Raw genomic sequence first — 13,621 nt, 5'->3', positions numbered from 1 at the left:
AACAAAACGGCAACCAGGTTGCCGTTTTTAATGATTATGCGTTTTTCAGCACTTCACTCACAATCTCCACCGCTTCTTTCTCGATCAGCTGACGGTGTTCATCGCCGAGGAAGCTTTCACAGTAGATTTTGTACGCATCTTCGGTGCCGGATGGACGCGCTGCGAACCAGCCGTTCTCGGTCATCACCTTCAGGCCGCCGATCGACGCACCGTTACCCGGTGCTGCCGTCAGACGTGCAGTGATCGGATCGCCCGCCAGGGTGCTGGCGCTGACCATCTCTGGCGACAGCTTAGACAGCGCCGATTTCTGGGCAGAAGTGGCAGAAGCCTGCAGACGATTGTAGCTCGGGGCCCCGAAACGGGCTGCCAGCTCGTTGTAGTGCTCCTGCGGGTTCTTACCGGTGACGGCAGTGATTTCCGCCGCCAGCAGGCACATGATGATGCCGTCTTTGTCGGTAGACCACGGCGTACCGTTGAAGCGCAGGAAGGAAGCCCCCGCGCTCTCTTCGCCGCCAAAGCCAAAGCTGCCGTCGAACAGACCGTCAACAAACCACTTGAAGCCAACAGGCACTTCCACCAGCTTGCGGCCCAAGTCGTTAACCACGCGGTCGATCATGGCGGAGGAGACCAGGGTTTTACCCACAGCAACCTCTGCGCCCCACTGTGGACGGTGCTGGAACAGGTAGTTGATCGCTACCGCCAGATAGTGGTTCGGGTTCATCAGGCCAGCCGGGGTGACGATGCCGTGACGGTCGTAATCCGGGTCGTTGGCGAAGGCGAGGTCAAACTTGTCGCGCAGCGCCAGCAGGCCGGCCATCGCACACTCGGAGGAGCAGTCCATACGGATCGCGCCGTCTTTATCGAGGTGCATAAAGCGGAAGGTCTGATCGACGTGATCGTTAACGATGGTCAGATCCAGCTTGTAGTGCTCGGCAATACGTTTCCAGTATTCGATACCGGAACCGCCGAGCGGGTCAACGCCCAGCTTCAGACCGGCTTTCTGGATCGCCGCCATATCGACGATATCCGCCAGCCCTTCAACGAACGGCTGCACCAGATCCTGCTCTTTCACGTGGCCGGAGGCCATCGCCTCGTCCAGGGAAATGCGCTTCACGCCATTCAGGCCGTCGGCCAGCAGGGCGTTGGCACGATCTTCCACCACTTTGGTGACGTTGGTGTCAGCCGGGCCGCCGTTCGGTGGGTTGTATTTGATGCCGCCATCTTCCGGCGGGTTGTGGGATGGCGTGATGACAATACCATCCGCCTGCGCGCCACCTTTCTGGTTATGCACCAGAATGGCGTTAGAGACGGCTGGAGTTGGCGTATAGCCGTTGTTTTCCTGAATCACGACGTCCACGCCGTTGGCCGCCAGCACTTCCAGTACGGAAATAAAAGCAGGCTCTGACAGGGCGTGGGTATCTTTACCCACGTAGCACGGACCGGTGATGCCATTTTTGGCGCGCTCTTCCGCGATGGCCTGAGCAATGGCCAGAATATGCGGCTCGTTAAAGCTGTGGCGTACCGCACTGCCGCGGTGCCCGGATGTACCAAACTTCACTGCGTGTTCTGCGTTACCCACTTCCGGCTTCAGCACGTAGTACTGCGCGGTAAGCTGGGCGACGTTAATCAAATCGCTCTGTTGTGCAGGTTGACCCGCACGATTGTGATTTGCCATTGCCTGGTCCTTCTGATGCAAGGGTTAGATAGTGCCGCAAACCTTATCAGTCAATTCCGCCGGGAACTGCATGGATTGCATGATATGTTCGATCATGCTGCGCTTGCGTCCGGTATTGGTATTGGTGATCACCCAGTACGGTGTACCAGGCAGGTGCTTGGGCTTAGTTTGATTGCCATTCTGTAACAGCGTTTGCTCATCAGCCGCGAAATAGACGCGGGTGCGACCGTGAAGTGACTCAGTCGCGTCGGCAAACGCGTTGTTATCCAGTGAATAGAGTGTAGTCAGCACCAGCATAAAGCGGTTAACTGCTTTCTTCTGCTCAGCGTATTCGTCAGAAAGCAGCAATTCGCGCATCGCACGCACTTTGTCTTTTACCGGCGACAGCGGCTTTTCCTGCGCGACAGCAGCTGGCTGGCGCGTCTCTTTGATGGCCGGAGCGGCAGACTGCGAGGCGGCGGCAATTTTCAGCATGCGCCGTAAAATGTCGGACGCGCTCTCACCAATGTGCCGAGTCTGGCTGGCGATATACTGATAAAGCTCGTCATCAACTTCGATTGTTTTCATCTTAATCCAGTGCGATATCTTATCTGAATACAAGTCGTTGGGAGTATAAGGTCAAAACCCAACAGCGGATAGCGTCAAGCCAGAATGGCGGCAAAAGTCAGATTTAACTGTTTCCTTGCAGCCGGGCGGCAGAATGGTCAACATGATACCCTAACCTGACATACGTAAAAAAAGAACTTTGCCATGAAATTGAATACCCGAGCGCAATCTGCACAATCGCCGCACAATAATTCTCCCATCGTCCTGGTGCATGGCCTGTTTGGCAGCCTGGATAACCTTGGCGTGCTGGCCCGGGATCTGGTGACCGACCACGCGCTGCTGCAGGTGGATATGCGCAACCACGGTCTGTCGCCGCGCTCGCCGCAGATGACCTACGCCGATATGGCTCAGGATCTGCTGGATACGCTGGATGAACACAAGATTGAAAAGGCGATCCTGATTGGTCACTCAATGGGCGGCAAAGCGGTGATGGCGCTGACGGCAATTGCGCCAGAGCGAATTGCCGGCCTGGTAGCGATCGACGTCGCGCCTGTGGATTATGACGTCCGTCGCCACGATGAGATTTTCGCCGCCATTAACGCCGTCACGGACGCCGGCGTCAGCACTCGCCAGCAGGCCGCGGCGCTGATGCGTGAACATCTGGATGAAGAGGGCGTGGTGCAGTTCCTGCTGAAATCCTTCGTTGACGGCGAGTGGCGCTTCAACGTGCCGGTACTGTGGGATCAGTATGACCAGATCGTCGGCTGGCAGGCGGTCCCGGCGTGGCCGCACTCTACCCTGTTTATCACTGGCGGCAATTCCCCGTATGTCACCGAAGCGTACCGCGATGCGCTGCTGGCGCAATTCCCTCAGGCCAAAGCGCATGTCATTGCCGGAGCCGGACACTGGGTTCATGCTGAAAAACCTGACGCGGTGCTGCGCGCTATCCGCCGTTACCTCGCTGACATCAATAATTGATTAAAAAGAGAGCGACTGGTCGCCGGCAGGCCTCCAGTCGTTGGCGTGCCGTTTTCGGTGATGTATGATGGCGCGCTTATCGCCCGGGCATTAGCAGGGTGTCTTGTTTCCCCCGAAGTCTCAGAATCATGGCCAAAGAACACACGGACCGCACGACAATAGATCTGTTCGCGAATGAGCGTCGCCCGGGACGACCGAAAACCAATCCGCTTTCGCGTGATGAACAGCTGCGCATTAATAAGCGCAATCAGCTTAAACGCGATAAAAGTCGTGGGCTTAAACGCGTCGAGCTGAAACTGAATGCTGAAGCCGTCGATGCGCTGAATGAGCTGGCGAATGCCCGGGAGATCAGCCGCAGTGAGCTTATCGAAGAGATGCTGATTTCGCAGCTCGATAAATGGCACGGCAAAGCGTAAGTCAGAAAACTCCCCTTCTTGTTGCTTTCATGTAGCACAGAGTGCAGTCCTGCGTGATAGCAGTTTCCGCAGGCTTCTCTGTTCTGCTATGATTGCCCTTATCCGTGGCTAAATTGCGCCACCATACCATTAAGTATCAAGAGGTTATTTTACTCATGGCAATCATCGGCATTTTTTTCGGCAGCGACACGGGTAACACCGAAAACATCGCAAAAAACATTCAAAAACAGTTAGGTAAAGACGTTGCCGATGTGCATGACATTGCGAAAAGCAGCAAAGAAGATATCGAAGGTTACGATATTCTGCTGCTGGGCATCCCGACCTGGTATTACGGTGAAGCGCAGTGTGACTGGGACGACTTCTTCCCGTCTCTGGAAGAGATCGACTTCAACGGCAAGCTGGTTGCCCTGTTCGGCTGCGGCGATCAGGAAGATTACGCAGAATACTTCTGCGACGCCCTCGGCACCATTCGCGACATCATTGAGCCACGCGGCGCGGTGATTGTTGGTCACTGGCCAACCGCCGGTTACCACTTCGAAGCTTCTAAAGGTCTGGCCGACGACAACAACTTTGTCGGTCTCGCCATCGACGAAGATCGCCAGCCGGAACTGACCGCTGAACGCGTGGACAAATGGGTTAAACAGATCCGCGAAGAGCTGCACCTAGACGCCATCCTCAACGCCTGATGATGTCGCGGCGCAACGCTAAAGTTGCGCCGCATCGATAGGTAATTCCAATCAAAATAATTGCTACAAATTTTTAACTTTCGCTGCCATACCTGTACAATGATCCAGGAGTAAACGGGGAACCTTGTAACAACTTTGTTGGCGGTACCACGTTTTTATAAGCATACTTTACTTGAGACTTGCAGTTTTCATTACGTCATGGCAGTTCTATAATGAGACGCATTATCCCAGGTGCATTTTCTGTCACTTCTTCTTTAGAAGTGAATCGTTTAGCAACAGGACAGATTCCGCATGACTGACAACAACACCGCATTAAAGAAGGCCGGACTGAAAGTCACGCTTCCACGGTTAAAAATCCTGGAAGTACTTCAGGGTCCGGATAACCATCATGTCAGTGCGGAAGACTTATACAAGCGTCTGATCGACATGGGCGAAGAAATTGGTCTGGCTACCGTTTACCGTGTACTGAACCAGTTCGACGATGCAGGCATCGTTACGCGTCATAATTTCGAAGGCGGTAAATCCGTATTTGAACTGACGCAGCAGCACCACCACGATCACCTGATTTGCCTCGACTGCGGCAAAGTGATCGAATTCAGCGATGATTCCATCGAATTACGTCAGCGCGAAATTGCCGCACGTCATGGCATTCGTCTGACCAACCACAGTCTGTACCTGTATGGCCACTGCGCCGAAGGCGACTGCCGCGAAGATGACCACGCGCACGACGCGAAGTAATCTCTGCATAGACTCTGAGCCAACCTGACGGTTGGCTTTTTTTTGCCTGCCATCCTGTAAAAAAGCCCGGTGGCGCTGCGCTTACACGGGCCTACAAGGGTGAAATTACCCGTAGGCCCGGTAAGCATAGCGCCACCGGGCATGGCAAACAGCTGATTACTTCGCGTTATTACTGCGGATTTCCTGCCAGATTTTATCGCAGTTTTTGGTCACGTCCTGATTGTTACCCGTTTTACGCGCCTGGATACAGGCCTGGTAATCCGCCACCCGGACGGTTTCCTGGGCCGCAAACTGTTCGTGCGCCTTCTCCTGGCGCAGCACGTCCAACACGCTTTGACAGGCTTCGATCTTTTCTGGCGAACCTTCAGCGGTATTGATGCACGCGCTGTAGGCCTCTTTCAGACGGGTATCTTCTTTCTGGGTCTGTGGTTGTGCGCAGGCGGCCAGTCCTGATGCCAGCACCGCGACCAGTACGATTTTTTTCAGCATAGAGGTCTCCAGTCAGGCGGGGAGCGCCCCCGCCCGGATTGTCATCAGAAGATGGTGAACGGGGCGATAACCATGAACTTCACGTCACGCTCATCCTGGAAGATGTTGCCGTAGCCGCCGCCGTAGCTTGGGATATCGGAGTGGTTGTCATACTGCGTGAAGTGCAGTTTGAACATGGTCCCTTTTGCGCGCCCATCCTGCAGGGTGTAGATCGCATCCAGGCTGTAGGCAGATTCCTTGATCTTGTTGGAGGCGATATCTTCACGCTGACCGGCGCTGTTGATTAACCAGTCTGCCGGTTTCGCATCCCAGGCGTAGACATAAGACGCGCCGACGCTCCAGCCCGCCAGGTTCAAGTTACTCAGGTCATACATGGCCCCGAAGAAGACCGCCTTTTCGCCGTTGGCGTTAAAGTCGGAGCGGTTATCCCACCATACGTCCAGACGACCGTTGGATGACGCGTAGGTTGGGGTCATACGCTGCAGGAAGTAGCCCTGCTGGCCTTCAGCCTTGACGTAAGTTCCTTCCAGACGTAAATCGACCTGACCGACCTTGTAGCCCAACGTCAGCGCCTGCAGCCAGGCCGTACCGTCGTAGATATCGTTTACGGTGCCGCTGTCGGCTTTATCACGCGTGCCGTAGAACTGATAGGTAGTGGAGAGCGGGCCGCCCACGATATCAAGCTTGTAGCTGGCTTTGGCAAAGTACTGATCGATGAAGCCTTCAGCCTGGCCAAACGCGGCTTCCAGAATCAGGTTATTTTTGAAATCGTACTTCGCGCCGAAGGAGTGGAGATAGTCGACGCGGGTTTTTCTGTCATTCTGATAGAACTTGTCCATCTCGAGGTGCCACGGCGCTTTATACTCGTTGGTCCACATGTAAGAGAAACTCAACGCACCGCTATCGCCGTAGTCAAAGTTGGCTCCGGCTTCGGCACCCTGATAGGTACCCGGCATAAAGCTCCAGTGCGGCGCTAGCAGGGTTTGACCGGTTGGCTGGAGCCAGCCACCGCGTGCCCAGGCCGGGCCGTATTTGAATTTTGCTGCCGCTTTGTACAGGCTGATCCCGCTCTTATCACCGGACCAGTCCTCTTTATAGGCTTTATTGCTGGAGGAGAAGGCAATTTCGTTCGGGTGGCCGCTGTCGCCGTTTTCCGCCATTTCGATAGCAGTGAACGCAGCCAGATCAAGACCAAACATATCGGCGGCATAGCCGGACTGGAAATCAAGGTTGGCGTTCCAGGTGGAGTGAGCCAGGTTGGTTTTATATTTGTCTGCATCGACATCTTTGCGGTCACGTTCACGCTGCCAGTAATAGACACCGCCCGTGAGGGTTGAATCATCGATGAAACCTTCGGCCTGGGCTTTCGGAGAAACCATCCAGCCTGACATTGCTGTAACACCGGCGATAGCCAGCGCAAGCGCACTACGTTTGCCACTAAACGTACGCATAATTAATCCTCTTTGACGTATTAAAAGCGCCTTAAACGGCGAAAAACAAAAAAGTAAAAAGTGGAGGCAACCGGAAATACCCGCTTACATCTCCTGTCCTTAGACTATTTTTCGCGACGCGAATTATCAATGCTTTTCAGCGATCAAAAGTCAGGATTATGACAAAGCGCACATATTTGGTTGCGGTTTGTAACAAAGCCAATGAGGAAGAATATTTATTTAAAATAATATTCAGAATGAGCGATTTATTTTTAATTAATAATAATTAAACAGCGCATCTGGTATCGATGACGGTTAATTTGCGAAAGGGAAGAGAAAGTAAACCGTTTTAAAAAATATAATTAATTCGCAACGCGAAGATTTAAAGGGTTAAGGGCATAATGGTCAGGCAAAAAAAACGCCGCATACGCGGCGTTTTTCAAAAGGAGAAAGGGATTACTCGCCCGCTTTCGCCCAGGTATCACGCAGACCGACGGTACGGTTAAATACCAGTTTGTCGGCAGTAGCATAGCGGCTGTCGAGGCAGAAGTAGCCTTCACGCTCGAACTGATACGCGTGACCAGCAACGGCAGCTTTCAGGGACGGCTCGGCAAAGCCCTGCTTGATCACCAGTGAATCCTGGTTAATCACTTCCAGGAAGTCCTCTGCGGCACCCGGGTTTGGCACGCTGAACAGACGATCGTACAGACGGATTTCAACCGGCAGCGCATGTGCCGCGCTCACCCAGTGAATAACGCCCTTCACCTTGCGACCGTCGGCCGGATCCTTGCTCAGGGTCTCAGCATCGTAGGTGCAGAAGATGGTGGTGATATTGCCTTCAGCATCTTTCTCGACGCGTTCGGCTTTGATCACGTAGGCATTACGCAGACGCACCTCTTTGCCCATCACCAGACGTTTGTACTGCTTGTTGGCTTCTTCACGGAAGTCGGCGCGATCGATCCAGATCTCGGCGCTGAACGGCACATCACGGCTGCCCATCTCCGGTTTGCTCGGATGATTTGGCATGGTCACCAGCTCGCTTTCGCCCTGCGGATAGTTTTCGATAACCAGTTTAACCGGATCGATAACCGCCATGGCGCGCGGGGCATTGTCGTTCAGATCTTCGCGGATACAGGATTCCAGTGACGCCATCTCAATGGTGTTGTCCTGCTTGGTCACGCCAATGCGTTTGCAGAACTCACGGATGGAGGCGGCGGTATAGCCACGACGACGCAGACCGGAAATGGTCGGCATACGCGGGTCATCCCAGCCTTCAACGTGCTTGTCGGTCACCAGCAGGTTCAGCTTACGCTTGGACATCACGGTGTATTCCAGATTCAGACGAGAGAACTCGTACTGACGCGGATGCACCGGAATAGAGATGTTATCCAGCACCCAGTCATACAGGCGACGGTTATCCTGGAACTCCAGGGTACAGAGCGAGTGGGTAATGCCTTCCAGCGCATCGCTAATGCAGTGAGTGAAGTCATACATCGGGTAGATGCACCACTTGCTGCCGGTCTGGTGGTGATCGGCAAACTTAATGCGGTACAGCACCGGGTCGCGCATCACGATAAACGGCGAGGCCATATCGATTTTGGCACGCAGACAGGCTTTACCCTCTTCGAAGCCACCGGCACGCATTTTTTCAAACAGCGCCAGGTTCTCTTCTACGCTGCGATCGCGGTATGGGCTGTTTTTGCCCGGCGCGGTCAGCGACCCGCGGTATTCGCGGATCTCGTCAGCGGAAAGCTCGTCAACGTAGGCCAGGCCTTTGTTGATCAGCTCAACGGCATAAGCGTACAGCTGATCAAAATAGTCAGAGGAGTAGCAGATGTCGCCAGACCAGTTGAAGCCCAACCATTGCACGTCGTTCTTAATGGACTCTACATATTCGATATCTTCTTTCACCGGGTTGGTGTCATCGAAACGCAGGTTGCATTGACCCTGGTAGTCCTGCGCGATGCCGAAGTTCAGGCAGATCGATTTCGCATGACCAATGTGCAGGTAGCCGTTCGGCTCCGGCGGGAAACGGGTGTGAACGGTAGTGTGCTTACCGGTGGCCAGATCTTCATCAATGATCTGACGGATAAAGTTGCTCGGGCGGGCTTCAGCCTCACTCATCGTGGATTCCTCAAAGCGTAAACGACGTATAACGGCATATGATCTTATAAGCCGGGCGTAGTGACAACCTTTAGTTACGCAAAAAAAGGTCTCTGAAGAGAATAATCGGGGCAATTGCTGCAAAAAAAAGCGGCGGGGATATCCCCGCCGCTCAGGCATTAACGCTGACTCAGGAGCACTTATTTGCCTTTAATTTCATACAGTGGTGTCTGACCGGCAACAACCTGACCCTGCGCCTTGATCACCAGGCCGCTGAAGTCGTCGATATTGCTGCAGACCACCGGGCTGATCATGGAGCGGGCATTGGCGTTCAGGTAGTCGAGATCCATTTCCAGAACCGGCTGACCGGCAACCACTTCGGCACCCTCTTCAACCAGGCGTTTGAAGCCCTGGCCACCCAGCGCAACGGTATCGATACCCATATGGACAACGATCTCCGCGCCTTTCTCTGTTTCCAGGCAGAACGCGTGGTTGGTGTTAAAGATCTTGACGATAGTACCGGCTGCCGGAGAGACCACGGTTTTATCCGTTGGTTTCACCGCTACGCCATCGCCCACTGCTTTGCTGGCAAAGGCTTCATCAGGCACCTGCTCCAGAGCAACCACTTCCCCGGTCACTGGCGAAACCAGCGCAGCGATGGTGGTGGCATTGGCAACAGCCTGTGGCTTAACCGCAGCAGGCGCAGCAGCTGGCGCAGATGTCGCTTCAGCAGCGGCAACCGGACCGGTGGTTTTCATTGCGTTGGCGATTTTCTCGGCCACAAAGCCGACGATAATCTGAACGCTGGTTTTGTTCAGGCGGATCACGCCAGACGCACCCAGGCGTTTCGCCATTGCTTCGTTAACCAGAGAAGAGTCTTTCACGTTCAGACGCAGACGGGTGATGCAGGCATCAATACCGGTCAGGTTGTCTGAACCGCCGACTGCCGCGATGTACTGACGCGCCAGGCCGGAAACGTCTTCCGTCGCGGTGCCGCTCACGTTCACGTCCTGACCATCCGCTTCGCTACCGGCGACAGCCAGCTCGCGACCCGGAGTCATCAGGTTGAATTTGGTGATGGTGAAGCGGAATACCACGTAGTAGATCACGAAGAAGGCCAGACCCTGCAGGATCAGCATGTACCAGTGAACCGCCAGTGGGTTACGGGACGACAGTACCATATCCACCAGGCCCGCACTGAAGCCAAAGCCGGCAATCCACTGCATGCTTGCGGCGATGAACACGGAGATACCGGTCAGTACGGCGTGGATGACGTACAGTACCGGGGCAACGAACATGAAGGAGAATTCCAGCGGTTCGGTGATACCGGTGAAGAAGGCCGCGAATGCGCCCGCCATCATGATACCCAGCACTTTTGCTTTGTTCTCTGGACGCGCGCAGTGGTAGATAGCCAGCGCCGCACCCGGCAGACCGAACATCATAATCGGGAAGAAGCCCGCCTGATAACGACCGGTGATACCCACAACCGCTTTACCTGCTTCGATGGACTGTGCGCCGCCGAGGAAGTTAGGGATATCGTTAATGCCCGCAACGTCAAACCAGAACACAGAGTTCAGGGCGTGGTGCAGACCGACCGGGATCAGCAGACGGTTGAAGAACGCATACACGCCCGCACCGACGGAACCCAGCTTCTGGATGTGCTCACCGAAGTTCACCAGACCGTCGAAGATCACCGGCCAGATGTACATCAGGATGAAAGCGACAACAATCATCACAAAGGAGGTCAGAATCGGCACCAGACGACGACCGCTGAAGAAGGAGAGTGCTTTTGGCAACTCAACGCTACTGAAGCGGTTGTACAGTTCAGCGGAGATGATACCCACCAGGATACCCACGAACTGGTTGCTGATCTTACCGAAGGCTGCCGGAACCTGGTCCGCAGGGATCTTCTGGATCATGGAAACCGCAGCCGGGGAGCAGAGCGTGGTCAACACAAGGAAGCCCACGAAACCCGTCAGTGCCGCAGCACCGTCTTTATCTTTGGACATACCATAAGCCACACCAATGGCAAACAGTACGGACATGTTATCGATAATGGCAGAACCGGACTTAATGAAGAACGCCGCTAACGCGTTGTCCCCACCCCAACCCACAGGGTCAATCCAGTACCCGACACCCATCAGTATTGCTGCCGCTGGCAGCGTGGCGACCGGCACCATTAAGGCGCGGCCAACCTTTTGTAAGTAACCTAAAATGCTCAATTTGTTCCCCCTATGAGACCCCGTTAACGGTGTGTTCTCAGCTGTGTTTTTATTGTGTCACTAACTTGTAAATACAGTTGATGATTCACTGGCTGACTGAGTGTGTGGAAAATTAATTCGTATCGCAAATTAAACGCGTACTTTTTGTGAGTTTTGTCAACAAATATTGTTTATCACCCTCCCCTGCACTGGCAAACTGCCAAAACTTATTTTATGATACGAAAAATCAAGACGAATTGCCCCCTCTCGGTGTGAACCAGGTTAGTCTTAATCATACCCGGACAAGCAATCCGCCATCTTTTATGAAATCTTTAGAGGTGAATAATGAGACTGATCCCCCTGGCAACTGCAGAACAAGTCGGTAAATGGGCTGCCCGCCATATTGTAAACCGTATCAATGCGTTTAAACCGACTGCCGATCGTCCTTTTGTGCTCGGCCTGCCAACCGGTGGCACACCTCTTACTGCCTATAAAGCATTGGTTGAGATGCATAAAGCGGGCCAGGTAAGTTTCGAACATGTTGTCACTTTCAACATGGATGAGTACGTTGGCCTGCCAAAAGATCATCCGGAAAGCTACCATAGCTTCATGCACCGTAATTTCTTTGATCACATTGATATTCAGCCGGGAAATATTAACCTGCTGGATGGTAATGCGCCGGATATCGATGCTGAATGCCGTCATTATGAAGAAAAAATTCGCGCTTACGGCAAAATTCACCTGTTCATGGGTGGCGTGGGCAACGACGGTCATATCGCATTTAACGAACCGGCCTCGTCTCTGGCGTCCCGTACCCGTATCAAAACCCTGACCCATGACACCCGTGTGGCAAACTCGCGTTTCTTTGATGGCGACGTGAACCAGGTGCCAAAATACGCCCTGACCGTTGGTGTGGGTACCCTGCTGGACGCGGAAGAAGTGATGATTCTGGTGCTGGGCGGCGTGAAAGCGCAGGCGCTGCAGGCGGCCGTTGAAGGCAACGTCAACCACATGTGGACCATCAGCTGCCTGCAGCTGCATCCGAAAGCGGTAGTGGTGTGCGATGAGCCGTCCACGATGGAACTTAAAGTGAAGACGTTGAAATATTTCAACGAATTAGAAGCAGAAAACATTAAAGGTCTGTAATGTAACGCCGCCTCTGTTTGCAGAGGCGGGATGCTATTTTTATACCGGGGGTCGTTATGTACGCTTTAACCCACGGTCGGATTTATACCGGCCATGAAATTCTGGATGACCATGCGATTGTGATCGCAAATGGCCTGATTGAACGTGTCTGCCCGCTGGCCGAACTGCCGACGGAAATAGAACAACGCTCGCTCAATGGGGCAATCCTCTCCCCCGGTTTTATCGACGTACAGCTTAACGGCTGTGGCGGCGTGCAGTTCAATGATACAGCGGATGCCGTCACGGTTGAGACGCTGGAGATTATGCAGCGCGCCAACGAAAGATCGGGCTGCACCAGCTATCTGCCAACGCTGATCACCACCAGCGACGATCTGATGAAACAGGGCATTCGCGTGATGCGTGAATACCTGGCGAAATACCCGCACCAGGCGCTGGGCCTGCACCTTGAAGGTCCGTGGCTGAATATCGTCAAGAAAGGCACCCATAACCCGAGCTTCGTGCGTAAACCTGACGGCGAGCTGGTCGATTTCCTCTGTGCCAACGCGGATGTGATCACCAAAGTGACCCTGGCGCCAGAGATGGTCGATCCAGAGGTCATCGGCAAGCTGGCGGGCGCAGGAATTGTGGTTTCAGCCGGGCACTCCAACGCCACGCTGAAAGAGGCCAAAGTTGGCTTCCGGGCCGGTATCACCTTTGCTACCCATCTTTATAACGCCATGCCGTACATCACCGGGCGTGAGCCGGGTCTGACCGGGGCGATCTTCGATGAGCCGGACGTCTATTGCGGCATCATTGCCGACGGGTTACACGTAGATTATGCCAACGTGCGTAACGCCAAACGCCTGAAAGGCGACAAGCTGTGTCTGGTCACAGATGCCACGGCACCGGCGGGGGCAAATATTGAACAGTTCATTTTTGCTGGTAAAACAATATACTACCGGAATGGACTGTGTGTGGATGAGAACGGAACCTTAAGCGGTTCGGCCCTGACCATGATCGAAGGCGTGCGCAATCTGGTGGAACATTGCAGCATTGCTCTGGATGAAGTGTTGCGTATGGCAACCCTCTACCCGGCACGTGCGATTGGCGTGGACAAGCAGCTGGGCAGCATTGCCCCGGGCATGGTGGCTAACCTCACCGCATTCACACACGATTATAAAATCATCAAGACCATCGTTAATGGTAACGAGGTCGTCACAGAGTAAGTAAACGT

The 13,621-nt window shown here is 54.0% G+C and carries 12 protein-coding genes; 6 read left to right on the top strand and 6 right to left on the bottom strand.

The features are described from left to right. Positions 1–34: 34 nt before the first annotated feature. Entirely contained in the window at positions 35–1,675 is a 1,641-nt protein-coding gene (pgm, locus tag ACP4QI_RS05975; RefSeq protein ID WP_426495067.1) for a phosphoglucomutase (alpha-D-glucose-1,6-bisphosphate-dependent), read from the bottom strand. A gap of 24 nt (positions 1,676–1,699) precedes the next feature. Then, positions 1,700–2,242, bottom strand: a complete 543-nt coding sequence (gene seqA / locus ACP4QI_RS05970; protein ID WP_142488699.1) for a replication initiation negative regulator SeqA — start codon at positions 2,240–2,242, stop codon at positions 1,700–1,702. 183 nt (positions 2,243–2,425) lie between these two features. Here seqA and ybfF point away from each other — a divergent pair, with 183 nt between their 5' ends. From ybfF to fur, 4 genes are all read left to right on the top strand, one after another. Continuing rightward, a complete protein-coding gene (ybfF, locus tag ACP4QI_RS05965; RefSeq protein ID WP_156263212.1) occupies positions 2,426–3,199 on the top strand; it encodes an esterase in 774 nt (257 codons plus the stop codon). Positions 3,200–3,327: 128 nt separating this feature from the next. Further along, positions 3,328–3,615, top strand: coding sequence for a LexA regulated protein (ybfE, locus tag ACP4QI_RS05960; RefSeq protein WP_142488697.1), 288 nt, complete (start codon positions 3,328–3,330; stop codon positions 3,613–3,615). 155 nt (positions 3,616–3,770) lie between these two features. Then, positions 3,771–4,301, top strand: a complete 531-nt coding sequence (fldA, locus tag ACP4QI_RS05955) for a flavodoxin FldA (protein WP_032617056.1) — start codon at positions 3,771–3,773, stop codon at positions 4,299–4,301. Between the two features lie 291 nt (positions 4,302–4,592). Beyond that, the gene (gene fur, locus ACP4QI_RS05950; protein WP_142488696.1) at positions 4,593–5,039 is read left to right on the top strand and encodes a ferric iron uptake transcriptional regulator; all 447 of its coding nucleotides are present in this window, start codon (positions 4,593–4,595) and stop codon (positions 5,037–5,039) included. A 156-nt stretch (positions 5,040–5,195) separates the two neighbouring features. Here fur and chiQ read toward each other — a convergent pair whose 3' ends face one another. The 4 genes from chiQ to nagE form a co-directional block, all read right to left on the bottom strand. Further along, positions 5,196–5,525: a ChiQ/YbfN family lipoprotein gene (chiQ, locus tag ACP4QI_RS05945; protein ID WP_142490072.1), complete on the bottom strand. Its 330-nt coding sequence runs from the start codon at positions 5,523–5,525 to the stop codon at positions 5,196–5,198. Positions 5,526–5,572: 47 nt separating this feature from the next. Further along, complete coding sequence (gene chiP / locus ACP4QI_RS05940) at positions 5,573–6,979, bottom strand: chitoporin ChiP (RefSeq protein WP_142488695.1); 1,407 nt, start codon at positions 6,977–6,979, stop codon at positions 5,573–5,575. A 435-nt stretch (positions 6,980–7,414) separates the two neighbouring features. Next, positions 7,415–9,082 (bottom strand): glutamine--tRNA ligase, encoded by a 1,668-nt coding sequence (gene glnS / locus ACP4QI_RS05935; protein ID WP_285112521.1) that lies wholly within the window; start codon positions 9,080–9,082, stop codon positions 7,415–7,417. A gap of 179 nt (positions 9,083–9,261) precedes the next feature. Continuing rightward, positions 9,262–11,283, bottom strand: a complete 2,022-nt coding sequence (gene nagE, locus ACP4QI_RS05930) for an N-acetylglucosamine-specific PTS transporter subunit IIBC (RefSeq protein ID WP_285112518.1) — start codon at positions 11,281–11,283, stop codon at positions 9,262–9,264. A 324-nt stretch (positions 11,284–11,607) separates the two neighbouring features. Here nagE and nagB point away from each other — a divergent pair, with 324 nt between their 5' ends. Both nagB and nagA read left to right on the top strand, forming a co-directional pair. Next, complete coding sequence (nagB, locus tag ACP4QI_RS05925; protein WP_142488692.1) at positions 11,608–12,408, top strand: glucosamine-6-phosphate deaminase; 801 nt, start codon at positions 11,608–11,610, stop codon at positions 12,406–12,408. Between the two features lie 56 nt (positions 12,409–12,464). Further along, complete coding sequence (gene nagA / locus ACP4QI_RS05920) at positions 12,465–13,613, top strand: N-acetylglucosamine-6-phosphate deacetylase (protein ID WP_156263208.1); 1,149 nt, start codon at positions 12,465–12,467, stop codon at positions 13,611–13,613. The last annotated feature ends 8 nt before the right edge of the window (positions 13,614–13,621 follow it).

The organism is Leclercia sp. TB492 (genome assembly GCF_049974505.2).
GTDB lineage: Bacteria > Pseudomonadota > Gammaproteobacteria > Enterobacterales > Enterobacteriaceae > Enterobacter > Enterobacter adecarboxylatus_C.
Note: the sequence above shows the minus strand (reverse complement) of the source record. Positions and strands in the feature narration are given on the sequence as shown.